The sequence below is a fragment of the Pseudarthrobacter sp. PvP090 genome, from assembly GCF_040547365.1.
GTDB lineage: Bacteria > Actinomycetota > Actinomycetes > Actinomycetales > Micrococcaceae > Arthrobacter.
Genome location: NZ_JBEPPO010000007.1, coordinates 235,981 through 259,759 on the forward strand (window position 1 = coordinate 235,981; position 23,779 = coordinate 259,759).

Below are 23,779 nucleotides of genomic sequence, written 5' to 3' on the forward strand. Positions count from 1 at the left end.
CCATGAGCTCCCATAACGCACTTCTGAAGCACGTAAGCATCGCCGCCGAGGACACGTCCTTGGTGGCGAAGTTCGATATAGACGGAAATATCCCCGGTCAGGGCGCCTACGTTGTGGGGCTTGTGGCAGCAACCCCGGATCACTCCCACCAGCGACGAATGGGGATCGAGTTCATGAACGGGGAGGCCGTGTCCTTCTATTGCTTCAGCCACGACGGCACGGAGGAGAACTTTGACCTCAAGGGTGTGGAGCATTCCGGCAGCACCATTACCGGGTACTTTCCGCTCAGCACGATCATGGGACTGGCCAAGGGCCACCTCATGACGGCCTTCAGCGACTGTGACGGCCGCGACTACCAGGCGAATGTACCGGTGGAGGAATCCCTCTAAACTCCCGCGCCTAGGAGCTGGCTTTGTAGACTTCCAGTTCGAGGGTGATGAAGGCGTCGATCATGGCCCGGTAGGTTTTCTCAACGAGTTCGACGTCGATGTCCTTCTGTTCCGCCGTGGCGCGGACGTGTTCAATAACCCGTTCCACGCGGCCGGGGGCGCGGACCTCGGCGCTGTCGGCCTTGAGGGTTCCGGCGATCCGGATCAGGCGCTCGCGGCGTCCGATCAGCGACACGATCTGCTCGTCCACCTCGTCAACAGCCACCCTCACGGCGGCGAGCTGTTCCCGGTCAGCCTTGGCAGCTTTATCGTTTTCGTGATTTGTGGACATGTCCATGACAGTATCGAAAGATGCAGCCACGAGTCGATTTAATTTCACTGGGTGTCCGCAGTGTCGACGCCTCCCGCAGTTTCTACGTAGACGGCCTGGGCTGGCCCGTGCACCGGGAAGTCCGTGGCGAGGTCCTCTTCATCCAGGCCAATCACGGACTGATCCTCTCGCTCTGGGACGCCGGGCAGATGCAGGCCGAAGCCGCCACCGATCCCCCTACCGGCCGTCCCTGCATCACCCTGAGCCACAACCTGGCCAGCACGGCGGAGGTCGACTGGGTGATGGCGGAGGCGGAGTCCGCCGGGGCGGAAATCATCGCTGAGCCAAGAACCCAGTCCTGGGGCGGTTACACCGGCTACTTCGCTGACCCCGACGGCTACCGCTGGGAGGTCGCGTTCAATCCCAGCTGGGCAGTCGACGGCGGCGGCAAAGTGACGCTCTAACGGCGAGTGAACGAGACACTCGCCGACGACGAGCTGGCGCAGTGGATATCGGACAAGGGGACCTCGATTCCCATGATCGGACGTGTCGCCGCTTTGCCGTGGAAGCCAACGCCGCGGTACTGGCGGTCCACTATCGGCGAGCGCCGGAACATCCGGCACCGGCGGCGATTGAAGACGTCGTCGCCGCACTGAAATGGGCTGTCAAGCCACCGGCAATCCTTGGATCAATCAGTGGTTCTCCGTCCCTTGCCGGCGACAGCGCCGGGGGCTGACCGTCATGCTGGCGGCATAACGCCTGGTTGCGGCGGGTGTCCGCCTCAGCGGGCTTCTGCTGGAACGATACTCACGTCAAGATTCCCCTGCCTGGTTGCTTCGGGTCGAATGGGCCGCCTCACCCTTCGCCAAGGGCACTATGGCCCTATTGGGGTGTTCATCGGCGTAGCTAACGTGACTTGGAGTACACGGCGGCACGCTATTCGAGCCGGTGTGCGGTGAGTTGCGAAGCAGGAGTGTGCTCTGCAGCTCGCCACAGTTCTGACCCTGGCCGTCCGCCCTCACCCCAAGTTCCTACGAATCGACGTCCATTCGGCCCGACGTCACGAATTCAGGGGCCTGTCTTCCAGCCGGTAGTCGAGGAAGTGACTGAAGAACGGATCGTGGGCTACCGGGTCCGCCCCGGATGCTGCAGTGTCCAGGAGCCAGTCGATCTGATGCCCGATCGTCGCGGCATACGTTCCGACAGGCTCGTAACCCAGCTCAAGCGAGGCGTCCGTACTGAGCACCACCGGGGGCCGGAAATCCCACGGGTGGGCGCCAAGTCCCTCGGGAGCGGTTTCGTCGAGCAGTACTTCATCCCACTGGTGACCGAGATGCCGGGCTATTGTCTGCGCGATCTGGCGGGCATTCGGCGCGTCCGGGTCGGCACTGTTGAGAATGCGCACACCCGGCCTGGACGAAACGCATTCCACGAGGGCGGCCGTGTTCACCGCGGCTGTGGTGTGATCTCCACCCTGACCCGCGTGCGCGAGGAAGACCGCAGGGCGCTTGTCGATAACGCGCTTTACGAACATCCATTCCCGGGGACGCCCGGCTCCTTCCCCGTGAACCTTGGACGCCCGGATCACAGTCACTGGATGGCCGCTGTCCAACAGGGCGTTCTCGGCAGCAACTTTGTTCGCTCCATAGCCCTCGCGGGAGTCGTAGTCTCCCCCGCCGGGATCCATGGTCGGGTCGCCTTCGGTGATCGGAGCGTCAAAGCTGGGTGCGACGTCGGAGTTGACGTGGTTGCCGGCGGCATCGACATAGACGGCTTTGCTGGAAAGCATGACGGTTGAGGTCACGTCCGTCAGATGGGGGATGAGCAGCCGGGCATCGCCCTCCGTGAAACACACCGCATCCACGAGGAGGTCGGCGCCGTCTCCGGTCACGTGTGCCAGGGCGGTGTGGTCTCGTCGTTCAGACGGGATAAACCGCGCTCCGGCTTCCGCAAGGTCCGGGGGCATCCTGCGTCTATCACGGCCGGTCACGTCCACAGCCCACCCGGCTTTGATGAGCCGGTCATCAGCCGCGGCGCTGTCAGTGGCTGGCTCAGCGTGTGGTGAGCCGGTCCGCGTTGTGGCACATGCGTTCGAGGACGCTTACAGCGATGCCATACTCATCGGCTCCGATGCCGGCCGTCAGCTCGCGGCGGGTGGTTTCCACCAGCCCGGATGCCTCGGAGTGCAAGGCGAAGCCGGCCTCGGCCAGGGTGAGGCGACCGTCCAGGAGGAACACAAGCCTTCTTCGAACCAGCGCGGCCATGTCCCGCTCCTGCGCGTCGCCGCCGTCCGCTGAGGTGAAGGGGCGCAGGACATCCCTCAGCTTCGCCGGCGCGAGGGGACCCGAACTCAGCGCGCTGAGCACTTCCCACTGCCTTCGGGTCAGGCGCAGACGGGAGAGCGTGGAATCGAGTGTCATGTCCAGCGACGCATCCAGCCGCCTGACCCAGTATCCGATTGGCCTGTTCACCATGCCATCGTCGCAGGAGCCGCCCAGCTGGCCAAGGGCCCCATGACCCAGCTAGAACAGGCTGCCCACCGGCTGGATGAGTTCCGGGGAGTCGTTCTTCACGTTCCCGACGGCGGTGCCGACGGCGTCAATTCTCCAGCCCTCCGCGACGTCGTGCGCCCCGGCCCGGACCAGATCCACCAGTCCGGCGGCATCGTCGGCCTGCGGGTCCAGCCATGCCTGCATCGTGACCCGGTCCATCGGCAGCGGCACCCGGTCATGCAGGGCCGTGAGTTCGGCCAGCATTCCCCCGGCATAGCCCTCCGGCGGCGAGTCGGTAGTCATAATCGACGTCGAGAGCAGCCAGCGCCCGGGGTCGCCCTCGGCCTTGGCCTGGTCCTTCCACCATTCGTAGAGTCCCGCGAAGACGATCGGGCGGCCGTCCCTGGGGTGCACGTAATAAGGCTGCTTGCCGCGGCCTTCGCCCTTCCATTCGTAGTAGCCGTCGGCGGGGACCGCGCAGCGGCGGGCGCGCGTTGCCTTCCGGAACGCCGGCTTCTCCAGCACACTCTCGCTGCGGGCATTGATCATCTTCGAGCCGATCCCCGGGTCCTTGGCCCAGGACGGCACCAGTCCCCAGCGCGCAATGTGCAGCTGCCGGACCGGTTCCCCGTCCACCAGCCGTTCCAGCAGGATCGGCACATCCGCGGTCGGGGCCACATTCCACGACGGCGGAATCGCGACCTCCTCCTCCAGCCCGGCGTCGAACTCGGCCAGCAGGTCTCCGACGGCCCGGGCCATCACGTAGCGTCCACACATGGCACCAGCATGCCACCGCGCCCAATCCCTGTCATCCGAGGGAATCCCGGTTGAGCCCGCCGCGTCGCCGGAAACATGCGCAGCCGCTGGAACGCTCCCGCGAATTCGCGTCCGACGGTGGCGTCCGCGCAGCGACGCCATACTGTGCGGGAATACCGGCCCCCGGGTTACGGTTATTGGGAGTGACGTACGACTTTTGTCGGCAACGGCGCTGCCACCGCGCGCCGTCAACCAGCTTTGAGGAGAACTTCGTGGACTTCACCCCCGAATCCGGCACCATCACCATGTTTTCGACCACCTGGTGCGGCTACTGCAACCGCCTGAAGAAGCAGCTGGACGCCCAGGGCATCGGGTACACCGAGATCAACATCGAAGAAGTGGACGGCACCGCGGATCTCGTGGAGAAGCTCAACGGAGGCAACCGCACCGTTCCCACCGTGCTGTTCCCGGACGGCACGGCGGCCACCAACCCCTCCGCGGCAGAGGTCAAGAGCCGCCTCGCGGCCTAAGGCCGTCCTGATGAACCGCTGACGACGACGGCGCGGCCTCCCAAAGGCCGCGCCGCACCCCGTTGTGCGGCAAAGTTGTTTGTGACACAAGTCTTGCGACAAAGAGTTTTGCGGCCAGCACCGCGACATGAGCAGAGGAGCAATTTCCATGGTCCATAAAGTCAAAGGCGCAGTAGTCCGTTCCAAGGGCGCACCCGTCACCCTGGAGACCATCCTGGTCCCTGATCCCGGCCCCGGCGAGGCCCTCGTGGACATCCTCACCTGCGGCGTCTGCCACACCGACCTGCACTACAAGCAGGGCGCCATCAACGACGACTTCCCGTTCCTGCTCGGCCACGAGGCCACCGGCGTCGTCAGCGCCGTGGGCCCGGACGTCACCGAGGTGGCCCCCGGCGACCGCGTCGTGCTCAACTGGCGCGCCGTCTGCGGCGAGTGCCGTGCCTGTGCCAAGGGCCAGCCGCAGTACTGCTTCAACACCCACAACGCCACCCAGAAGATGACGCTCGAGGACGGCACCGAACTCACCGCGGCCCTCGGCATCGGCGCCTTCGCCGAGAAGACCCTCGTCGCCGCCGGCCAGTGCACCAAGGTCGACCCCGAGGCTGACCCGGCCGCCATTGGCCTGCTCGGCTGCGGCGTGATGGCGGGCATCGGCGCGGCCATCAACACCGGAATCGTCAAACGCGGAGATTCCGTCGCCGTCATCGGTTGCGGCGGAGTCGGCGTGGCGGCCGTTGCCGGCGCAGCGCTCGCCGGCGCCACCACCGTCATCGCCGTAGACATCGACCCGAAGAAGCTCGACCGCGCCAAGGACCTCGGGGCGACGCACACCGTGGACTCCTCCGCCGTTGACCCGGTCGAGGCGATCCGCTCACTGACCGGCGGCTTCGGAGCCGACGTCGTAATCGACGCAGTCGGACGTCCCGAGACGTACAAGCAGGCGTTCTACGCCCGCGACCTCGCCGGCACCGTGGTGCTGGTGGGCGTCCCCAGCCCCGAGATGACCCTCGAACTGCCGCTCCTGGACGTGTTCGGCCGCGGCGGCTCACTCAAGTCCTCGTGGTACGGCGACTGCCTCCCCTCGCGCGACTTCCCCATGCTGATCGACCTCTACCGGCAGGGCAAGCTGGACCTGGACGCATTCGTCACGGAGCGGATCACGATCGACCAGATCGAGGAGGCCTTCGACAAGATGCACTCCGGCTCCGTGCTCCGCTCGGTGGTCGAACTGTGACCGGCCCCGTGAACGGCGTCCGGATCGACCGGCTGGTCACCTCGGGCACCTTCTCGCTCGACGGCGGCACCTGGGACGTCGACAACAACGTCTGGATCGTGGGCAACGATGCGGAATGCGTCGTGATCGACCCGGCGCACGACCCCGACGCCGTCGAGTCAGCCGTCGCCGGCCGGAAAGTCACCGCAATCCTGCTCACGCATGGCCACGATGACCACATCGCCGCCGTCGGCGAGGTCCGCCGGCGCGTCAACGCCCCGGTCTACCTCAACCGTGAGGACTGGATGCTTTGGGACCGGGTGTTCCCGGGCACCGAACCGGACCAGGCGATCGAGGACGGGGACAGCTTCGAGGTTGCCGGCGCACGGCTCGTGGCGCTGCACACGCCGGGACATTCCCCCGGCTCCATGTGCTTCGTCCTCGAGAGCCAGGGCACCGTGTTCAGCGGCGACACGCTGTTTCAGGGCGGTCCGGGCGCCACCGGCCGCTCCTACAGCGACTTCCCCACCATCATCGAGTCCATCAGGAACCGGCTGCTCACGCTGCCGGCGGACACCGTGGTGCGCACCGGTCACGGCGATCCGACGACGGTCGGCGCCGAGGCGCCGCAGCTGGACGAATGGATCGCCCGGGGCCACTAACTGACTCGCAGCAGGGGACGCTTTGAGCGCTGAGAACGGCCCCTGCTGCCAGTTAGTTGGGTACGCCGCACCTCTTGGGTCTCAGCCGAGGAGGCTGCCGAAGTCGCCGTAGTCCAGGGTGGCGTAGCGGGCGTAGGTGTCGATCACGGCCGCCTCGATGGCGTCCACGTCCAGGTGCGGGACGAGGTCGTTGACGGCGCCCGCCGTGGCCGGGTCCCAGTCCAGGCCGAGGGCGGCGTAACTGGCCTCCAGCACCGCGCGGATCGGGGCCGAGTTCTCCACCACGATGACGGAGCTGAACAGCCAGCCGCCGGCCACCACCCGCTGGGCCGTGCCGATCAGCTTGAGCTGGTGCTGCGGAAATTCCGGATCCTGGCCGTGGACGCTGAATTCTCCGGGGCAGTACTCGCCCGGGATCTCCCCCACCGCGGCGTCGATGCCGGCGCTCCGCAGGGCGGCGGCGAGCAGTTCGCCGAAGAAGGAAAAACGCCGTTTGGCCCCGGCGATCGCGTCCGTGTCCGGCTCCAAGTGATCGATCACGAGGGTCCCCTCGTGGTACGCCGCGGCGCGTCCCCCGGCCTTGCGGACCAGCGGTTCGAAACCCAGTTCGCGGCAGGCCTGCGCGGCGGCGTCAAAACCCGGCAGGTGCGTGTCCCGCTGCCCGAAGGCCACCGTGGGCGCCGGCCGGTAGAGCCGGATCATGGGGCCCACACCGCCGGTTTTGACCTTCCTCAGCAGCTCCAGGGCGAAGTCCAGGTCCGCGGCGGCGCCAAGGGATTCCTCCTGCCGGAATATCGTCAGCTTCCGCGCCGCGCCTGGGGCCTCCGGCATGTTGTTATGCTCCCTTATGGTCATCTTGCATTTCCTCGTCGTAGCCGCCGCATTCGCCGTCATCGATTCCGTCTGGCTCAAGTCGATGAGCAAGTTCTACCGGCGCCATCTGGGGCACCTCATGGCGGACAAGCCCCATCTAGGGTACGCCGTCGCCTTCTATGTCCTGTACATCGCGGGGATCGTCTTTTTCGCCCTCCAGCCGGCGCTCGACGGCGGCAGCTGGCTCACGGCGCTAGGCTACGGCGCCGCGCTGGGCACCTTCGCCTACGCCACCTATGACCTCACCAACGCCGCAACCCTCAAGAACTGGCCGCTTATCATCGTGGTCGCGGACATCGCCTGGGGCGCTGTGCTGACGGGCCTGGCCACCGTCGTCGGCTGGCTGGTCTTCCACTAGGGACCCCGCCCCCAAGACGGCTCATGTCGGAGGAGGGGCTTTGGGTACGGAATGGCTTTCTGATTGGGGACCAGATATGAAGCACCGATTTACATTGGGCGCTGCCGCAGCCATCATCGCCCTCTCCTTGGGGTCATGTTCTTCGCCCGGTGTCACGCCGCCGGCGGATGGTGGAACATACGAAACGCTTGACGACCTGAAGGAAGCAGTGGAATCCGCTGGCCTGCGGTGCCCGGAGCTGGTCCTGGACAGGCCCCCCTCCAAATTTTCCGCCTCCTCGGGAAACTGCAGCGAGGACTTATCCCTGGCTGTCTACTCCACCGATGCGTCCTTGGAGTCGCAGCTGGAGTTCTGGAGACCGGTTGGGCAACGTTCGATCAATGTCGGCAAAAACTGGACCGTCGTAACCGCTGACCCGAAACTCATTCAGAAGAAACTGGGCGGGACTGTCCTTCACACAGGGCCGTAGCCCGGATCGAGGCGAGCTCGGTTCACCGGGCGAGGTCACCCGGCGCGGATGATGCACCGCACCTCACCGGAGGCACAGACTGGAGCTGCCGCGGTCCATCGGATCGCCTTGTACCCAACAAGAACGGAGGCTTCAGCATGGCTGAGACATTGGATGAACTAGGGCCCGTGGACTGGATCGTCGTGGAGTTCCCAGGGCCGGACTTCGGCAACGGCCAGATCGCCCCGTTCCTGGATGACCTGGTCAAGCGTGAGCTCGTCAGAGTGCTCGACATGGTGTTCCTGAGGAAGACCGAGGACGGCACGCTCGAGACGGCAGAAATCTCCGACCTCGAAGAGGGCCAGCTCGGCGAGGTGCGCATGGCCGAGGCCGAACTGGCCATGGTGCTCTCGGAGCAGGACGTCATGGACCTGGCCGCCACTATTGAGCCCGGCCACTCCGCCGCAGTGCTCGTCTGGGAGAACCTGTGGGCGGCCCCGTTCGGCTCCGCCATCCGCAAGGCCGGGGGCCAGCTCGTGGCCAGCGGCCGGATCCCGACCCAGGCCGTCATCGCCGCTTTCGAAGCGGACGCCCAAGCCGAGCCCGAAGCACTGAAGGAAGGAAGCTGACATGCCACTCGCAGCACGACGCAGGCGCCGGACCGCCGCCGCCGTTGGCGGAGCAATTGTCGTCGCCCACGGGATTAACCGTCGTGGCGACCGCCGGGAGGACCGGCGGGACGACCGCGGCGACCGGCGGGATGACCGTCGCGACCGTCGCGACTGATCAACGCGGCTGACCGCCGCGACGGACATACGGAGCCGGATCCCGGCTCCCCCAGGTGCGCATGCCCCTCTTTGGGTCATGCGCACCTCCATTTTGGAGTCCCGGCCCTAAGACTTCCGGAGCGTCAGGATCTGCTCGGCGCGGCCGAACGGGCCCTGGAGGTCATGCAGCACGGTGGAGGTCAGGCCGATTCCGTCCGTGCCGAAGGAGACCTCGTTGTCCAGCCCCAGCCATTCCCCTTCGGGGCGCCGGTACATGTGGATCTGGAGATCCAGGTTGGGGAAGGCGTAGCTGCCCTTGCCCGGGGGAACGCGGGCGGCGATACCGTTGGCGGTGTCCACCAGGCCGACCAGCCGGGCGAGGTCGCTGCTGTCCTTCCGGTCCGTCAGCGGGTGCCCGGTGTGCAGCCACACCGTGCCCGACCCGGCGCGGTGCCCGTCGGCGATCCGCATTTCCAGCGACGCTATGTAGCCGCCCGGCCAGATGCTCGCCGCGTCATACGGTTCGCAGTCCTCAGGCACGGGAATCCGGGGATCCTCAAACGCCGCAATGGCGCTGGTGTCGGAGGTGATCATCCGCCACGCCGTGGCGCGGATCGCGGTGCGGCCGCCGGCGATCAGCTCGGCCTGCACCAGTTCGATCGTCCGGCCCGGGCGCAGCGTAGTGGTGACGACCTCAAACTCGCCGCCGGAAATCAGGCCAAGAATCTCGTAGCTCAGGCGCGCCATCCGCATGTCCTCGCGCGGCTCATGCCGGTCCAGGCAGTCGGCCATGATGCCGGAGGCGGGAGCCATGTGCTGCTCGTGCTCGTTCCACGCCCCCTGGGCATGGATGGTGGAGCGGAAACGCCCGCCGCCCAGCACCTCGTAGTAGAAATCGCCCTCGGCAAGCACCGGTAGTTCAGCAGTCAACGTCTGCCCTTTCGCGTGGCTGGTAATCCCAGAACACACTATCGCTTCCGCGCCGACGGCCGGCCCGCCACCGCCGGCGCAACAAACGCGACGCATATTCCAGCCAGGGCCGTGAACGCGGCGGACGACGGGGTCAAAGCCTTCAGCGGGCTGACCGGCGCGGGCGGCACGGCCACCGCGGACAAATCCAATGAGGGCCTCGAAGCCGCCCACATCGCCGTCAGCGGGGGCACGGTGGACGTCACGGCCACCGACAACGGCGTCAACGCGTCTCGCGGAAGTGACGGGGGCCCCGGCGGCCGCTACGCACACAAGTACCCCGCGGCGACACGCCAGAACACCGTGGAAATCGGGAGGGACCCGCGGTCGCCGGTCCCTCCCGATTCGCTGGACTGGGTAGACTCGGAATCAGACTTTCCGCGACTATCCACCGAAGAGGTGCCCCCTGATTCGAGTCATCAGCTACAACCTGCGAAAGCACCATGCCAGCGGTGAGCTGGTTGATCTGGCCCGCGATTTTAAGATTGATGCCCTGTGCCTCCAGGAGTGCGACACCAACGACCTCCCGGACACAATTGGAGACCTGCACCTGGCCGACGCCACCAAGGGCAACCGGCTGGGCCTGGCAATCTACTACCGCATGGACCGGTTCACGGCGTATGAGACCAAGACCTTCGCGCTGAAGAAATCGCTGCACGACCGCGTCCTTTCCCCGGCCCACGAGCGGCTGATCGGCACCCGGGTGATCGACAATGAGACGGACCACGACCTCGTCATCGCCTCGTTCCACGCGGCCCCCCTGACGGCGTCGAACTCGCTGCGGCGGAACCAGATCCACGCCGCGCACGCGGAACTGCTGAGCATGGGCGGCGGCCTGATGTCTTTGATGGTGGGCGACTTCAACTACCCCTTCTTCACCACGAAACTCACGGCCCAGATGAAGGACGCCGGCTACGACCTGACCCTCAGTGACCGTCGGACGTACACGCGGTACAAGGTCTTCAAGGGCCACTTCGACTTCGCCACCTCCCAGGGACTCAACATCGAAAGTGTCGAAACCCTGCCGCGCGGTGCATCGGACCACCTCCCCATCCTCATTTCGGCGGAATACGGCCAGGACGCACCGGCGGCCGGCGACCCCGCGGCCCCTGCCGCGTAGCCAGGGCCGACCGTGCGCGGCGCCAGGGCACTAAACCTCCCGCCAGGCCTCAGAATGATGCGGGACTATGAACGCCCGTGGCTGAAATCTGACCTGGCCTCCGGCGCCGCGCTCAGCGCGTTCCTCATTCCGGCCGGCATGGCGTATGCCGAGGCCGCCGGGCTGCCGGCCGTCACGGGCCTCTACGCGTCGATCATCCCCCTGCTGGCCTATGCGGTCTTCGGGCCCTCGCGGGTCCTGATCATCGGCCCGGACTCCAGCCTGGCGCCGATGATCGCCGCCGCCATCCTGCCCCTCGCCGGCAAGGATCCGGACGAGGCGGTGGCGCTGGCCGGGCTTCTGGCCCTGCTGATCGGAGGCCTGCTGCTGGCCGGCAAGGTCTTCAAACTGGGGTTCGTCACCGGGCTGCTGTCCAAACCCATCCGTGTTGGCTACCTCAACGGAATCGCCATTGTCATCATGCTGAGCCAACTGCCCAAGCTGCTCGGCATGTCGGTCAGCGGCGGCTCACTGGTCAACACCGCCACCGGGACTGTGCAGGCCGTGGCCGGAGGCGGCATCAATCCGTTGGCTTTGCTGTTCGGTGCCGGCACCATCGCCGTCATCGTCGGATGCCGTTTCCTGCCGTGGAAGCTCCCCGGTGTGCTGCTCGCAGTCGTGGCAGCCACGGCGCTGACGGCCTTCCTGGACCTGACGACGGCGCTCCCCACCGTGGGTGCCCTGCCCCAGGGCCTGCCGGCTCCCGCCCTCGGCGGCATCGGCATGGAGGACGTCATCGCCCTGCTCGGCCCGGCGGCCGGCATCGCCCTGATCGCCTTTGCCGACACCTCCGTGCTCTCCAAGAGCTTCGCGGCCCGGAGCGGCGTCCAGATTGACGGGAACCAGGAAATGGGGGCCCTCGGCGTGGCGAACGTGGCCAGCGGCCTCTTTGGCGGGTTCCCGATCTCCGGCAGCACGTCCCGCACACCGATCGCCATCGAGGCGGGCGCCAAGAGCCCCCTGAGCGGAGCTGTTGCCGCCGCCCTGGTGGTGCTGTTCATGATCCTGGCGCCCGGGCTGACGACGTTCCTTCCCTCCAGCGTGCTGGCCGGGGTCGTGATGGTCGCCGCGGCGTCGATCCTCGACCTGAAAACGCTCCTCCGGCTGCTGAGGATGAGCCGGACCGAGGCCGCCTTGCTGGTCGCGACCTTCCTGGGCGTCGCCTTCGTGGGTGTGCTCGAAGGCATCGTGGTCGCGATCGGCCTGTCCCTGATCGCTTTTGTGCTGCGCGCCCTGGACCCCTACCGCACCGAACTGGGCAGCGTCGGAGACGTGCCCGGTTACCACGACCTCAACCGGCACCCCGAGGGCCAGCGCGTTCCCGGACTGGTGATCGCACGCTTCGACGCCCCACTGTTCTTCGCCAACGGCAGCGTCTTCACCGAACACATCCGGACGCTCGTGGCCAACGCCCCGGAACCGGTCCGGTGGGTGATCGTGGCATCGGAGGCCATCACCGGCCTCGACACCACCGCCCTGGACGACCTCGTGGCCCTCGACGACGAGCTCGCGAGGCGCGGCGTCAGCCTGGTCTTCGCCGAAATGAAGGGGCCCATCAAAGACCGCCTGATCCGGTTCGGCGTCAGCAGCCGATTCGGCCCGGACCACTTCTTCCCCACCGTCACCAACGCTGTGCGCAGCTACAAAAGGACGTTCGGGCTGGAATAGGTGCCAGGGCCCCCGGCACCTTAGCCCAGTAGCGGAATCACGTCGATCCTGCCGTCCGGGCTGACCGTTACGAGCACCTGTTTTCCGGTCACACCCTCGAGTTGCCCCACCAGCCGGCCGGCCAGCTGGCCGGCATCAGCAGCGGCCCCGGGCCCGGCGTCGGCCCGTCTCCAGACTGTCACGCCCGCCCCGGTGGCGTCCTCGATGGCCCGGTGCAGCGGCGCCGCATCGGTGCCGGTCACCAGGACGACGTGCCCGATGGTCCGTTTCCGGGCCGGATGCACGGCCGCGAGGACGGCGCGTTCGTGACGCCACACCGCGAAGTGGTAGCCGGCGACGAGGCCGGTGGCCACCAGCAACCCGAGCGGGGCCCGGATCCTGTCCACCACGCTGCCGCCGGAGATGTCGCCCAGGAAGTACTCGAACATCCGGTAGCCGATGACCAGCAGGGTGATAACGGCGACCACGGCGCTGAGGCCGAACACCACAATCAGGTAGATCCGGCGGGCGTTCTGCCAGTTCCCGGAACTGCCGGCAGGGCCGGGCGACGCCGCGGAGGTCCTCTCCAGGGGCTTCCACGTGAGCCACCAGACCAGGCCGCCGACCAGGAGCGAACTGATGCCGCCGAGCAGGAGGGCGCGTGCCCCGGAGCCTGCAAGCGGCGTCGCGGCCATGGCGAGGGCGGCATTCACGATCACGCCGATCCCGGAGGCAGCGGCCACCAGGGCGACGCCGGACGTCACCAGCCGGCTACCCTGCCGGATGGCTTCCGAACTTTCGCGGGCCAGACCGCGATGGTAGACCCAGACCAGTGACCCGATCAGTGCGGCGGCGATCGCCGGCGCCAGCGGCTCAAGCAGCTGGTTCATCGGTTCGGTGCGGTCGAAGGCGAGCCGCAGCAGGACGAACACCGTGACCCCCGCACCGCCGAGGGTCAGCACTCCGGCGCCGAGGACCCCGACGGCGATGAGGCCGACGCTGGCGAGATCGCCGCGCAGCCGCCGGCCGCCGTCGTGCTTCCAGTGCCACCACCAGACCAGCCCGCCGCCCACGGCCCAGACGAGGGACTGCAACGCGGACACCCACCAGGGCTTGCCCACCATCGCGGCGGCCAGCGCCCCCCGCAGTGCGGCATCCAGCAGGACCGACAAGGCGGAGACGGCGCCGCTGACGCCTATCACCAGTCCGATATAGCTGCTGAGGACCGTGGGGGCGTCAGCGATGTCCACCGGCCGCTTGCGGGGATGCCGCCACATCCACCGGTGCCAGACCCAGACGGCGGCCCACACCAGCCCGGTCGCCAGGGACGGCCGCCACTGCAGCGACTGGCCGCCGATGAGCGTGGCCACAGTGCTGAGCAGGTTGCTCGTCGCCAGCACCAGGGAGAGCACGTAGGCGGCGGTCACATAAAGGCCCCAGCCGACGGACGCCCGCTCTGTCTCGTCGCCCAGACGCCGCCAGACCACCCACCACAGGAGCGCGGCGAGCGGTCCGCCGATCAGGGCAAAGGCCAGCGAGCGTGCCAGCCCGGCCACGTCCGCTGTGGCCAGCACGGTGTCCGCGACGAGGAGCCGCCCCAGCAGTCCGCTGAGCCCGACGGCGGCGATCACCACGAGGGCGAAGAGCAGCAGGTAGGTGATGAGGCGGCGGACGGTCCGCTGGGCTCCGCCCACGGCGGAGTCAGCGGTCATCACTTCACCGCCGCGTTCTGGCACACGGTGAGCTGCCAGGGAGCCCTGTCGATCAGCCATCTGTCCCCCGTCTTGACCAGGTCGAAGCCGTCCTCGATCTGGTATTCGGCACTGCCGAACGGCCCGCCGCCCTCGGAGACGGTGATCAGCACCTTGACGTCCGCCGAGGCCGGCCGCTCGGTCGTTGAGACGAGGGTGACGCGGAGGTTGTCCCCCGGCATCCGTTCCATGGTGGTGCTGCATCGGTTCTTGGCGGCGTCCGTCAGGTAGGCGGCTGCGGCCGTCTCGTCCCCGGCGATCACGGCGGCGGAATACCGCTGGACCACCCCGGCGGGGGTGGCCTCGTCTACCGGCGCCGGCTCGCCGCGGGTGAACACGACGATCAGTGCGACCACCACGATCACGGCAATCGCGGCAAGGATGGCGAGCAGCGTGCGGTCCGGCCGGCGCGGTCCTGCGGCCGGACCAGTTCCTGGTTCCGTTGCCGGCGGCGGTGCAGCTTCCTCAGGCGCGTCCGGTCCTGGTTGGTTGGGTTCGGGTTCTTTCGCCTCTGGACTCATGCAGTCAGTTTGTATCAGTAAGTGCCCGTCGTCACGGTGTCTTTAGGCCCCATTCGGCCCTGACCTGCTGTTTCGCCATCGTCGGAAGCCCCTCACGATGAGCGAGCCGACGACGACGGCCAGTGCGGCCCACACGGCATAGTTGAGGAATCGTGAGTATTCGTCGATGAGCCGGTACTGGGTCCCGAGCAGGGCACCCAGCCCGATCAGGAGCCCGTTCCAGATGCCGCTTCCCGCAACCGTGAACGCGCTGAACGTGCCAAGCTGCATCCGCTCGGCTCCCGCGGGCAGCGAGATCAGGCTGCGCACGCCCGGGAGCAACCTGCCGAAGAAGATCGCAGACCTGCCATGGCGGCTAAACCAGTCAGCGGCCATTTCAAAGTCTTCGCGGTCCATGAGCGGGAGCCTCGACAGCCACCGGATGGACCGCTCGAGACCCAGCCGCGCCCCGAGCCAATAGAGCAACAGCGCGCCTATATACGCACCCAGCGTGCTGGTGACCAGGACAAGTGCCATGTTCATCGTCCCCTGCCGAGTCAGAAAGCCGGCCAAGGGAAGAATGACCTCGCTGGGAATCGGCGGGAAGACCGTCTCCGCCAGGGTGAAGAGCCCCACGCCCCACTCGCCGAGCGCATCAACGGCACGCGCGGCGAAACCGACCAGTCCGTCCATCTCGTCGACCGGGGTTGTGGATGTCATGACTGCCACGGCCGTTCAGGACCCTCGCACACTGCCGCATTCCCCTTCCACGTCGGACGTGGCAAGCCTAGCCGAAAGATGGAGTCCGCGGCCCGCGGGCACGTCGACGCCACCCGCGGCAGGCACTACGCTCGGGAAATGGGAAACGTGCGGAAAGTCGTGGGCCTCCTCGCCCTGGTGCTGATCGGGCTGGTGGGTACGGGGCCGGCAGCGCAGGCCGTCACGCCGGTGGAGATCGTTGTGGAGGACCGGGCCGGGGTGCTGGACCGGAACACCCTCCTGCCGGCGGTGCAGGCGATCGAGTTCTATGAGCCCACCAAAGTGGCCGTCTACACGTACAACGGTTCGGCCTCGGACAACCTCAACGAGGAAGTCCTGCGATTCGCCCGTACCGAGCACCCGGAGTGGATCAGCGAGGACGGGCAGAAGTGGGCGAACGGGCTGTTCATCTTCGCAGTGGACCCGGTGGGCCGGCACGTGGGGACGTATATGGGTGAGGACCGGAAGGTCTCGCCCGAACAGCGCGAGGACATCCAGAACGCCTCCAAGGAACTTCTCCGCGATGCCCAGTGGACGGAAGGCACCATCGCCGGGATCCAGCGCGGCGCCGAACTGATCAACCAGCCGTGGTACCGCTCCACGGCCTTCCTCGTCGTGGCGTGGACCAGCGTGGCGGCTGCCGTTGCGGGCGCCGGAACGTGGCTGATCGTGCGCTGGCGGACCCGGGTGGGCAGCCGCAAGGAAATCGCCCGCGGCGACGCCAGCTACTCGAACGTCAGCATGGATCTCCAGGTCACTGAACTCAACGCCGGCACCATCCCGGATACCTCCCGCTACGGCAGCACCGTCCTCGAGAAGCACCGGACCTTTATGGCCAAGTACAACACCGCCACCGGCCTCGCCAACCAGGTCCATGCACTCTCCCCCCGGGGCCTCAGCAGGCGGCCAAACTTGAAGCTGGCCCGCAGTTACGCCGACGCCGCCGCGGAACTTGACGCCCTCGACGACGTCATCGCCGACACCAACGCCCTGCTCAACCGGGGCTCCGCCTGGGCTCCCGCCTGGGACCGGCAGCTGGCCCCCTTCCGCGCCGACCTGGCCGCGATCGAACAGATGCTCAGTAAGCGCAACGCCGAGGGCGACTCCGCAACGGCCGCGGCCCTGCGTTCCTTCCGCGACGAAAGCCACCGGGAGATCGAACGGTGGACCGCGGAACTCTCGGACGGAACCATCACTCCCGAGACGGCCCTTGACCGGCTGCGGGACGCGCGCACCCACCTCTCCGAGCTGCTCAAGAACCATGCCGATACTGTGATTGCCGGCTTCGCCAAGAACGAGAAGGAGGCCCGGCTCATGCACAGGGAGATGGAGAGCGCACAGGCCGGAAACAAGGCCAAGTACGGGCGCACGTACGAGCCCAGCATCCTGGGCACCGTGTACCCCTCTTATTACTTCCTCTCCGTGCCGACTTTCAACTCCGGCTTCACCAGCGGTGTCAGCAGTGTCAGCAGCGCCCGCGGCGGCGGCAGCACCACCGGCTACGGCAGCAGCGGCGGAAGCTTCTCCGGCTCCGGCAGTTCATCGAGTTTCTAGGACCTCAGGCGCCCTTGCTGCTTTCGACGACGAAATCGCCGCCGGGGAACAGGATGGTCTCATGGCCGTCGTCGAACCTGACGTGATACGGCGGGGCCCCGTCCGCCCCCTTGACCTCCAGGATTTCCCCGTGCCGGTCCGATGACTCGACCGTCGTGCCGCGGATGATGATGCGGTCTCCCTGGGCTGCTTTCATGGCATTCACCTCCCTCCTCCAGCGTACGGTTGTGTGTGCTTCCGGGGAACGGCCGCTGTCGTCAGAATAGTCCGGCGGTAACGGTGCTGGTGAGTTCGTGGAAGACGCGGGACCGGGCAGCCTCCCCGTCCCGGCCCAGCGTGTAGACGACAAACACGTACGCCCGGTCCCCCTTCACCAGGATGCTCGCGTCGTGCAGGTTGCCGAAGAGCAACCCGTACTTGTGGAAGACGCTCACCCCCGCAGGTGCGGCGGCCGGGATCAGCGTTTCGTAGTTGGTCTGCTGCATGTAGGACAGCAGCTGGGCGGTGTTGGCGGCGTTCAGCAGCCGGCCGCTGTACAGCTCGGACAGAATTTTGGCCATCTCTGCCGGCGTCAGGGTGTTCACGGTCCGGTCATAGGGAATGCCCATCGTGGCCGCATAGTTGATCAGCCCTTTGTGGCCCACGGCGGCGAGGATCAGCGCCCACGAATCGTTGTTGCTTTGCTGGACCATCTGCCGGATCTGCTGGCCGGCGGTGGATGCCCCCATCGGGGCCCCCAGAGAGGCCTTGCCGGTTTCCACCAGATGGTAGTAGGCGGCAGCGGCGAGGATTTTCCCCGTACTCGCGGCCACGAACTTGGTCTTGACCCCGTATTCGTGCACCGCCCCGTCAGCCACATCGATCAGGGCCACGCCCACCTGGTAGCCGCTGTTGGCCGCGATCACGGCATTGATTTCAGCGTCCAGTGCCGGGCCGATGACGGGCGGTGGGGGCGTGACGACGGCGGGTGTCGGCGTCGCGGGTGCTGCCGACGGCGTTCCGCCGCCGGAGGCGGACAGCGGGTCGGCTGCTCCGGCGGAACCTGCGGGGGCGGACACGGATGCAACCGGCACGGGCCCGGCGTCGGCCGGTCCCCTGGCCTGGATGGTGCCGTAGACAGCCCCGGCCGTGATCAGGCCGAGGACGGTAACCAGTGCAATGAGCAACTTCGGGCGGATCCCGCCGGTGAACCCCAGCAGGCGCGGCCCGGTGGGCAGGACCGACTCATGTGTGTGCCGGCCGCTGCTGTAGTGCCGGCCGGGTCCCCAGGATGCCACCGGGTCTCAACCCCGGAACATCAACGGGCGCGCGGCATCGGCTGACGCCACTGGCAGGCTCGTGGGCATGCATTTCCTCCGAAAGTAAAGAACCGCGGCGCGGCTTCAAATTTCCTGCATTCTTCTACCGGCGGTACCCCTGCGCAAGTGGCCACGCCTGCGGGGCCCCGAATCAGCCGGCCAGCTCCCGTCGACGGAACCGGAGTTCCCGCAGAGCCCCGTGCAGCGGAGACCCCGTAAAAGGCAACTCCTCCAGTCTAATCCCGGCAGCCGCGGCGAGCGCGGTCCGGTTCGCAGCGACGGCGGCCCGCGCCGGCAGCCCCAGCGAACCAGCCAGCTCCGCCCAGTGCCTGGCCTTGAGGTGCCGGGTCTTGCCGGAGACCGGCAGCGCGAGGGTCTCGTCCCCGTACAGCAGGGTGCACGGGACATCGAAGACCGGGGCCATCACGAATCCGCGCGGGCTGCCCAGGACCGCGAGGTTCTTGGCATGCAGGTCCCCGTTGCCGGTCAGCCAGGCAAAGACGAACTGCAAGTACAGGTTGCGGATCGCGAGCAGCGGGGCGGTACACGTGGCGGCGAGCGCCGCTGCCACCTCCTCGGAGCTGACGCCGTACTTGGACGCCGGCGGCAGGCCCAGCACCTGGGTGCCGTCCTCCAGCGGCAGCCGGACCCACGTTCCGGCCGGGCCCTTGACCCGGTCGAACCGTTCAACCAGCAGCCCCCGCAGGCCGTTCCGGTCTTGGATGACCGAGTACCTGGCAACCGGGATCTTCAGCGCCCGGGCACCTTGCAGGTGCGCCGCCTCGTTCTCCACGAGGTGGGGATGCTCCGGCGGGTCCAGTTTGAGCAGGTAGCGGTGGCCCCTGACCGCCAGGGGCGTGGTCAGCATCGAGGCGCTGGTTTTGCGCTGCACTCCCGGCAGACCGTGGAGGTCCACGGTGTTGACCAGGAGGGAGAAGTCCAGCGTCTCCGGCTTCGAGGTATCGGCAAGGGCGGGCGGGTCCGCCAGGGGCTCGCCGGCCGGGACCACCTGCACGTCGCCGGGAACATCGGCCCCCACGGCCAGCAGCAGGGTCAGCTCATCGTCGAAGCTGGTCTTGGTCGCGTTCTTCAGGACCGTGAGCCGGTAGCCCTCGGGGAGCAGCCCGGCGAAGAACGCCGGCAGCGCACCCCCGGGGGTTTCCACCGCCTCCGCGCTCAGGGGCAGGGACACTGCCACGGCCGGACCGTTACCGGCCAAGTACTCCGCGGCGTAGCTGAACCGGACCCCGCCGAACCCGGTCCTGCCGAGGTGGCCGGCGAGGATCCCGGCCTTATAAACGTCCGCATCCCGGACGAACTTCAGGTCTTGCAGCTCGGCTGCCATCAGCGCACCGTCAGTTGCAGGCCCAGGACATCGCTCACGGCCACGACGGTCCGGAGCGAGGGGTTGCCCGTCCCGGTTTCGATGGCCCGCACGGTGCGCACTGAGGTCCCGGCCAGGTGGGCCAGATCATCCTGCGTGATTCCGGCGTCCTTGCGGGCGCTCCGGATGCTGGTTCCAATCGACAGCACATCACCCATGGCGCTCCTCGGTTCGGCAGGATGTTGCCGGTTGCGGCCCTTCAGTCCTCCCATCGTGGCGTGGAACCGCGATTTCGGCAAGATACTGCCGATACTGTTTCCCATGACCCTTTCGCTGGCGGAGGACCTACAGAACGGCAATATGCTGCCGCTCGGCGTCGGGCCATACTTCCCCTGCCGCGACGGCAGGGCGCGGCGTACGCTGGGACTCCTGTCGGCATTTGAAGGGAAGGAACCCGTCATGCGCAAGGTCATCTTTATGATGCAGGTATCCCTGGACGGATTCTTTGAGGGGCCGGACCAGGATCTGAGCTGGCACCGGGTCGACGACGAACTGCACCGCCACTTCAACGACGAGCTCCGGACCATGGGCGCTTTCCTGGACGGCCGCGTCACGTATGAGCTGATGGCCGACTTCTGGCCGACGGCGGACCAGGATCCGTCGAGCCCTGCCGCGATGAGCGAGTTCGCGGGGATCTGGCGTGGCATGCCAAAAATTGTCTATTCCAGGACCCTGTCGTCGGCCGGCTGGAATACCGAAGTGGTGCACGACGTGGTCGCAGAGGACGTGGCCAGGCTAAAGGAACAGCCCGGCGGTGATCTGGCGCTGGGCGGCGCCGACCTGGCGGCGTCTTTCAGGCGGCTCGGGCTGATCGACGAGTACCGGCTCTATGTGCACCCGGTCCTGATCGGACGGGGCAAGCTCCTTTTCCGTGAGACGGATGCGACGACGCCGCTCCGGCTGCTGGAGAGCCGCACCTTCAGCAACGGCGTGGTGCTGCTTCGGTACTCGGTGGAGCCGGACACCGGACACGCAGAAGGCCGGTGATCCGCTGCCCCCAAGGCAACCGATCGACCGGCCTTCAACGTGCTGTGGCGGTACTGCTAGCCGGCCCGGACGAACGTCACGGGACCGGTTGCGGTCAGCCAGGACAGCGGATGGGTCATGGTGGCGTTGACGCCGTTCATGCCGCCGCTGACTGCCTGGCCGTTGCCGGCGTAGATGGCGACGTGGCCGGACTGGACGATGATGTCCCCGGGCTGGGGAGCGGCAACGACCTTGCCATACTTCATGAAGGCCATCGGACCGATGTTGCCCACCGGGATGCCGGAGGCGTTCAGGGCCTTCTCCACCATGGCGGTGCAGTCCTGGGTGATGCCGATCTGGCCGTACGCGACGGCCAGCAGGGTGGCATTGACCCCACCGGCTGCCGGAGCAGCGGCGGGGGCGGGTGCTGCCTGGACCTTCACTGTCGCCTTGGCGGCGGCAGCGGGGGCCGGGGCCACCGGAGCGGCTACGGGCTTGGGCACCTCGACCACGGGCGCCGGGGCAGTCTCAACGGCCGGGCGCTCGAAAGTGATCTGGACGGCGGAGTCCGCCAGGACCGGGGCGGACACCTGGCCCGTGACGTCAACGGACGACGCCGGGGCGGAGTCACGCTCGGTCGGTGCATCGGCTGCATTGGCGGCCATGGCGCCGCTGAGCACCATTCCGGAAGCGGCAACGAGGACGGCAGCCTGGCGGCCGATGGTGCCGACGGTGCGGCGGTTGGTGCGAATGGCGGCGTGTTTGGGCGCACGGGTATTGCTGGAAATCATTAAAAGGAGCCTCTCCCAATGCCTGCGAGGTGAGCTGTCGGATTCGGATGGGAGGCACCCGGCCGCACGCTGGCCCGATCATGGCGGGCCGTGCGGCTTCACCCCAAGACCCCTGGAGAACAGCGGGTCAAATGTGGTTTCCCCGTCTCTGCCGGACGTTGCTGCGAGTTATCCCCAGGCCGCGGCAGAGTTAGGCAATCGGCTGGGGAGAGCCCGTCTCGGAAACAACAGGCACCTAACAACGGTAACGGAATGATCACGGAGTGTCACATCGAGGTCACGGCGGACGTTGGTTGCCGACGTCCGAAAGGCCCGCCACCCGCAGTCCCGGCGCTGGCCGGACGCGGGGCCAGAACGCTGGCGGGACGCAGACCCAGGCATAGGATGATGCCATCACCGTTCCCCCGAAGCGGAGGCCCAAAAATGAACAGTCCCGACGTCCCCAGGCACTGTGTCGCCATCTGCCAGCTAAGCAGTCAGCCGCCGGAGGACTTCAATGTCAACACCGAACTGCTGGTGCTGGAAAACGGGGAAGTCCATGTCCTCACCTGGGACGCTGAGCCCCGCGACGGGGGCTTCGACGTGCATGTCCTGAACGACCGCGTGGACGCCCTCGGTTTCATGGTTATCACCGACTGGGAGTTCTTCGACGAAAGAGCCTATGCCGTGGTGGAACGCCGGCCTGGAAACTAAGCCCGATCCCAATCCGACAGCGGTCCCGGGTGACCGTCCGCTGCCGAATCACCGACGGAACTTTGACTCATTGCAAACGTCGTTTCGATGACGCCACGGAGAAATGAAGCGTACAGCATATAGGGGACGGCCACGGCATAAGCGGCGAACGGCAACATTGCCACGCAGCTCGACGTCTAAGCAGGAACTTAGGTGGATTAATCCGGCCACGAGACAAGCTTTTCCGTGACATTTACTGCGCCTCCGGCGGAACCCAAAAGGCGTGCATACCCGGGTACGGACCGCGGACGTCATCCCCGGAACTAGTGGTGTTGTGCACCTTTAAACCCGTTACGTCGCGAACCACTTTTCCTGAGAAGGAAGAATAGCCGCTGACGGGAATGGAGCCCGAAAATAGGCCGTGAAAAGAATTCGATGCCTAAATTGTCATGGAAAAGCCTCGGCGAACGCCGCACAGTTGCAACCGAATGAACAGACAATGCCCCGTGTTGTCGGCTGTTCAGAATTCCAGCTCGGGCCGATGCTTGGCGGTCTCGGCGAGCACGACGGAGACCGCAGCGGCGGCGAGGGCGTCGCCGTCGCCCTCATGGCTCAGCCGGGGCGGCGATTCCAGCACCAGGCGGGAGTGGCGCACGAACCGGGGCCAGTCGCCCGCGCCGGCACGCAGCGCGCGGAGCGGGGACAGCAGGGCAGCGCGGCGCAGCCAGCCGTCGGGATCCCGCACCCACCGGTCCAGGACACTGTCCGCGCGCACCCTGCCGACCACGTCGAGCCCCTCGATCAGCGGGCCAACGACGTCGATGGCGAGCGGATCGACGAGGGCGCCCAGCCGTGCGCTCCGCACGAAGCCCTCGATCCGGGTCAGGTCTGTGTTCGTCAGCAGGCGGACGCAGGATTGCAGGAGCACGACGCCGGCGAGGCGCCGCTCGAAGACGGGCACCTCCCACAACTCGGAGCTGAGGGCGGTGATGTCATCGTGCGTCATTCCCGGGTGGCGGCGGAGGGCATCGCGGACCGTTCCCCGCACGGCCCCGACCGAGGCCCCGTAGTAGCGGTGGCCGCCGCCGTGACGTGCCTCGGCTTCCTCGGCGCGCCTCCACGAGGACTCACGCTGAAGCGCAAGATCCATGAAATCGCCGGCATCGCTCATGGGTCCTATTCTCCCGCATGCCGCGGCGCCGGAATTTGTCGCAGGTGCCCGATAGCGTGATTCCATGGACGGCGATCAGGGGCCCGACGAGGCTCAGCCAGAACAGGTGACGGTCATGGACGTGGCCCGGGCACTCGCCGCTGTCCGGCCCGCCCGGGACAGTGCCGGACTGATCCGCCAGCTCCGGGAAATGGAAGATGTGAAGTCCGCTGCGGCCGCGTCGCAGGCCCGCTTCGCCGTCACGTTGGATTTGCTGCAGCGCCGTGAACAGGCCGACGCCGGGATGCCCGCGGCGGAGCTCGGCACCGGCGTCGGCGCGCAGATCGCCCTGGCCCGGCGGGAATCCCCGGCCAAGGGCGG

At 67.1% G+C, this 23,779-nt stretch carries 30 protein-coding genes, 1 pseudogene and 1 riboswitch; of the genes and pseudogenes, 16 read left to right on the plus strand and 15 right to left on the minus strand.

Annotated elements, in window-relative coordinates:
- The first annotated feature begins 2 nt into the window (after window positions 1-2).
- Window positions 3-389: a hypothetical protein gene (locus ABIC21_RS10630; protein WP_354350362.1), complete on the plus strand. Its 387-nt coding sequence runs from the start codon at window positions 3-5 to the stop codon at window positions 387-389.
- Between the two features lie 10 nt (window positions 390-399).
- Here ABIC21_RS10630 and ABIC21_RS10635 read toward each other — a convergent pair whose 3' ends face one another.
- Window positions 400-726 carry a chorismate mutase gene (locus ABIC21_RS10635; RefSeq protein WP_354350395.1) on the minus strand — a complete coding sequence of 109 codons (327 nt, stop codon included), beginning with the start codon at window positions 724-726 and terminating at the stop codon, window positions 400-402.
- A gap of 14 nt (window positions 727-740) precedes the next feature.
- Here ABIC21_RS10635 and ABIC21_RS10640 point away from each other — a divergent pair, with 14 nt between their 5' ends.
- Both ABIC21_RS10640 and ABIC21_RS10645 read left to right on the plus strand, forming a co-directional pair.
- Complete coding sequence (locus ABIC21_RS10640; protein WP_354350363.1) at window positions 741-1,163, plus strand: VOC family protein; 423 nt, start codon at window positions 741-743, stop codon at window positions 1,161-1,163.
- A gap of 98 nt (window positions 1,164-1,261) precedes the next feature.
- A complete protein-coding gene (locus tag ABIC21_RS10645) occupies window positions 1,262-1,435 on the plus strand; it encodes an alpha/beta hydrolase fold domain-containing protein (RefSeq protein ID WP_354350396.1) in 174 nt (57 codons plus the stop codon).
- A 324-nt stretch (window positions 1,436-1,759) separates the two neighbouring features.
- Here the strand turns inward: ABIC21_RS10645 and ABIC21_RS10650 are convergent, their stop codons facing one another.
- The 3 genes from ABIC21_RS10650 to ABIC21_RS10660 all read right to left on the minus strand — a co-directional run bounded on the left by ABIC21_RS10650 (window position 1,760) and on the right by ABIC21_RS10660 (window position 3,968).
- On the minus strand, window positions 1,760-2,665 hold the full coding sequence (locus ABIC21_RS10650) for an NAD-dependent epimerase/dehydratase family protein (protein ID WP_354350364.1): 906 nt from the start codon (window positions 2,663-2,665) through the stop codon (window positions 1,760-1,762).
- A gap of 85 nt (window positions 2,666-2,750) precedes the next feature.
- Entirely contained in the window at window positions 2,751-3,119 is a 369-nt protein-coding gene (locus tag ABIC21_RS10655) for a MarR family transcriptional regulator (RefSeq protein ID WP_354350365.1), read from the minus strand.
- 102 nt (window positions 3,120-3,221) lie between these two features.
- Window positions 3,222-3,968, minus strand: a complete 747-nt coding sequence (locus tag ABIC21_RS10660; RefSeq protein ID WP_354350366.1) for an SOS response-associated peptidase — start codon at window positions 3,966-3,968, stop codon at window positions 3,222-3,224.
- Window positions 3,969-4,219: 251 nt separating this feature from the next.
- On the opposite strand from ABIC21_RS10660, the gene ABIC21_RS10665 reads away from it, so the two are divergent.
- The 3 genes from ABIC21_RS10665 (at window position 4,220) to ABIC21_RS10675 (ending at window position 6,352) form a co-directional block, all read left to right on the plus strand.
- Window positions 4,220-4,477 (plus strand): mycoredoxin, encoded by a 258-nt coding sequence (locus ABIC21_RS10665; protein ID WP_056429693.1) that lies wholly within the window; start codon window positions 4,220-4,222, stop codon window positions 4,475-4,477.
- A 148-nt stretch (window positions 4,478-4,625) separates the two neighbouring features.
- Window positions 4,626-5,711 carry an S-(hydroxymethyl)mycothiol dehydrogenase gene (locus ABIC21_RS10670; protein ID WP_354350397.1) on the plus strand — a complete coding sequence of 362 codons (1,086 nt, stop codon included), beginning with the start codon at window positions 4,626-4,628 and terminating at the stop codon, window positions 5,709-5,711.
- The gene (locus ABIC21_RS10675) at window positions 5,708-6,352 is read left to right on the plus strand and encodes an MBL fold metallo-hydrolase (protein ID WP_354350367.1); all 645 of its coding nucleotides are present in this window, start codon (window positions 5,708-5,710) and stop codon (window positions 6,350-6,352) included. Before ABIC21_RS10670 ends, ABIC21_RS10675 begins: the two co-directional genes overlap by 4 nt.
- Before the next feature lie 81 nt (window positions 6,353-6,433).
- On the opposite strand, the gene ABIC21_RS10680 is transcribed toward ABIC21_RS10675, so the two are convergent.
- Entirely contained in the window at window positions 6,434-7,183 is a 750-nt protein-coding gene (locus ABIC21_RS10680) for a lipoate--protein ligase family protein (RefSeq protein ID WP_354350368.1), read from the minus strand.
- A 16-nt stretch (window positions 7,184-7,199) separates the two neighbouring features.
- Here ABIC21_RS10680 and ABIC21_RS10685 point away from each other — a divergent pair, with 16 nt between their 5' ends.
- The 3 genes from ABIC21_RS10685 (at window position 7,200) to ABIC21_RS10695 (ending at window position 8,817) form a co-directional block, all read left to right on the plus strand.
- The gene (locus tag ABIC21_RS10685; protein WP_354350370.1) at window positions 7,200-7,583 is read left to right on the plus strand and encodes a DUF2177 family protein; all 384 of its coding nucleotides are present in this window, start codon (window positions 7,200-7,202) and stop codon (window positions 7,581-7,583) included.
- A gap of 606 nt (window positions 7,584-8,189) precedes the next feature.
- A complete protein-coding gene (locus tag ABIC21_RS10690; protein ID WP_354350371.1) occupies window positions 8,190-8,660 on the plus strand; it encodes a DUF6325 family protein in 471 nt (156 codons plus the stop codon).
- A 1-nt stretch (window position 8,661) separates the two neighbouring features.
- On the plus strand, window positions 8,662-8,817 hold the full coding sequence (locus ABIC21_RS10695; RefSeq protein ID WP_156367563.1) for a hypothetical protein: 156 nt from the start codon (window positions 8,662-8,664) through the stop codon (window positions 8,815-8,817).
- A 107-nt stretch (window positions 8,818-8,924) separates the two neighbouring features.
- Here ABIC21_RS10695 and ABIC21_RS10700 read toward each other — a convergent pair whose 3' ends face one another.
- The gene (locus tag ABIC21_RS10700) at window positions 8,925-9,728 is read right to left on the minus strand and encodes a thioesterase family protein (RefSeq protein ID WP_354350372.1); all 804 of its coding nucleotides are present in this window, start codon (window positions 9,726-9,728) and stop codon (window positions 8,925-8,927) included.
- A gap of 111 nt (window positions 9,729-9,839) precedes the next feature.
- Here ABIC21_RS10700 and ABIC21_RS10705 point away from each other — a divergent pair, with 111 nt between their 5' ends.
- The 3 genes from ABIC21_RS10705 to ABIC21_RS10715 are packed head-to-tail and all read left to right on the plus strand — an operon-like array spanning window position 9,840 to window position 12,594.
- The gene (locus ABIC21_RS10705) at window positions 9,840-10,223 is read left to right on the plus strand and encodes a hypothetical protein (protein WP_354350373.1); all 384 of its coding nucleotides are present in this window, start codon (window positions 9,840-9,842) and stop codon (window positions 10,221-10,223) included.
- Entirely contained in the window at window positions 10,177-10,887 is a 711-nt protein-coding gene (locus ABIC21_RS10710) for an endonuclease/exonuclease/phosphatase family protein (protein ID WP_354350398.1), read from the plus strand. The genes ABIC21_RS10705 and ABIC21_RS10710 overlap by 47 nt, the downstream gene beginning before the upstream one ends.
- 54 nt (window positions 10,888-10,941) lie before the next feature.
- Window positions 10,942-12,594: a SulP family inorganic anion transporter gene (locus ABIC21_RS10715; RefSeq protein ID WP_354350374.1), complete on the plus strand. Its 1,653-nt coding sequence runs from the start codon at window positions 10,942-10,944 to the stop codon at window positions 12,592-12,594.
- Window positions 12,595-12,614: 20 nt separating this feature from the next.
- Here the strand turns inward: ABIC21_RS10715 and ABIC21_RS10720 are convergent, their stop codons facing one another.
- From ABIC21_RS10720 to ABIC21_RS10730, 3 genes are read right to left on the minus strand one after another with little or no spacing between them, the layout of a single operon-like run.
- Complete coding sequence (locus ABIC21_RS10720; RefSeq protein ID WP_354350375.1) at window positions 12,615-14,285, minus strand: DUF5671 domain-containing protein; 1,671 nt, start codon at window positions 14,283-14,285, stop codon at window positions 12,615-12,617.
- Complete coding sequence (locus ABIC21_RS10725) at window positions 14,285-14,845, minus strand: LpqB family beta-propeller domain-containing protein (RefSeq protein WP_354350376.1); 561 nt, start codon at window positions 14,843-14,845, stop codon at window positions 14,285-14,287. Before ABIC21_RS10725 ends, ABIC21_RS10720 begins: the two co-directional genes overlap by 1 nt.
- Window positions 14,846-14,887: 42 nt before the next feature.
- Window positions 14,888-15,544 carry a DedA family protein gene (locus ABIC21_RS10730; protein WP_354350377.1) on the minus strand — a complete coding sequence of 219 codons (657 nt, stop codon included), beginning with the start codon at window positions 15,542-15,544 and terminating at the stop codon, window positions 14,888-14,890.
- Between the two features lie 138 nt (window positions 15,545-15,682).
- Between ABIC21_RS10730 and ABIC21_RS10735 the strand changes: the two genes are divergently transcribed.
- Window positions 15,683-17,137 carry a DUF5129 domain-containing protein gene (locus ABIC21_RS10735; protein ID WP_354350378.1) on the plus strand — a complete coding sequence of 485 codons (1,455 nt, stop codon included), beginning with the start codon at window positions 15,683-15,685 and terminating at the stop codon, window positions 17,135-17,137.
- A gap of 4 nt (window positions 17,138-17,141) precedes the next feature.
- Here the strand turns inward: ABIC21_RS10735 and ABIC21_RS10740 are convergent, their stop codons facing one another.
- The 4 genes from ABIC21_RS10740 to ABIC21_RS10755 all read right to left on the minus strand — a co-directional run bounded on the left by ABIC21_RS10740 (window position 17,142) and on the right by ABIC21_RS10755 (window position 19,977).
- Complete coding sequence (locus ABIC21_RS10740) at window positions 17,142-17,333, minus strand: DUF1918 domain-containing protein (protein WP_354350379.1); 192 nt, start codon at window positions 17,331-17,333, stop codon at window positions 17,142-17,144.
- Between the two features lie 61 nt (window positions 17,334-17,394).
- The gene (locus ABIC21_RS10745) at window positions 17,395-18,414 is read right to left on the minus strand and encodes a serine hydrolase (protein WP_354350380.1); all 1,020 of its coding nucleotides are present in this window, start codon (window positions 18,412-18,414) and stop codon (window positions 17,395-17,397) included.
- A 172-nt stretch (window positions 18,415-18,586) separates the two neighbouring features.
- Window positions 18,587-19,780 (minus strand): type II toxin-antitoxin system HipA family toxin, encoded by a 1,194-nt coding sequence (locus tag ABIC21_RS10750; protein WP_354350381.1) that lies wholly within the window; start codon window positions 19,778-19,780, stop codon window positions 18,587-18,589.
- Window positions 19,780-19,977 carry a helix-turn-helix transcriptional regulator gene (locus ABIC21_RS10755; protein WP_354350382.1) on the minus strand — a complete coding sequence of 66 codons (198 nt, stop codon included), beginning with the start codon at window positions 19,975-19,977 and terminating at the stop codon, window positions 19,780-19,782. Before ABIC21_RS10755 ends, ABIC21_RS10750 begins: the two co-directional genes overlap by 1 nt.
- Window positions 19,978-20,080: 103 nt before the next feature.
- Between ABIC21_RS10755 and ABIC21_RS10760 the strand changes: the two genes are divergently transcribed.
- On the plus strand, window positions 20,081-20,806 hold the full coding sequence (locus ABIC21_RS10760) for a dihydrofolate reductase family protein (protein WP_354350383.1): 726 nt from the start codon (window positions 20,081-20,083) through the stop codon (window positions 20,804-20,806).
- 56 nt (window positions 20,807-20,862) lie between these two features.
- Here ABIC21_RS10760 and ABIC21_RS10765 read toward each other — a convergent pair whose 3' ends face one another.
- Entirely contained in the window at window positions 20,863-21,468 is a 606-nt protein-coding gene (locus ABIC21_RS10765; RefSeq protein WP_502935988.1) for a C40 family peptidase, read from the minus strand.
- 113 nt (window positions 21,469-21,581) lie between these two features.
- A riboswitch (cyclic di-AMP (ydaO/yuaA leader) is annotated at window positions 21,582-21,749 on the minus strand.
- 250 nt (window positions 21,750-21,999) lie between these two features.
- Here ABIC21_RS10765 and ABIC21_RS10770 point away from each other — a divergent pair.
- A complete protein-coding gene (locus ABIC21_RS10770) occupies window positions 22,000-22,269 on the plus strand; it encodes a hypothetical protein (RefSeq protein ID WP_354350385.1) in 270 nt (89 codons plus the stop codon).
- Between the two features lie 499 nt (window positions 22,270-22,768).
- On the opposite strand, the gene ABIC21_RS10775 is transcribed toward ABIC21_RS10770, so the two are convergent.
- Window positions 22,769-23,419 (minus strand): DNA alkylation repair protein, encoded by a 651-nt coding sequence (locus ABIC21_RS10775; protein ID WP_354350386.1) that lies wholly within the window; start codon window positions 23,417-23,419, stop codon window positions 22,769-22,771.
- Between the two features lie 115 nt (window positions 23,420-23,534).
- Here ABIC21_RS10775 and ABIC21_RS10780 point away from each other — a divergent pair.
- Window positions 23,535-23,779 (plus strand): annotated as a pseudogene (locus tag ABIC21_RS10780) (HNH endonuclease); the annotation flags it as partial.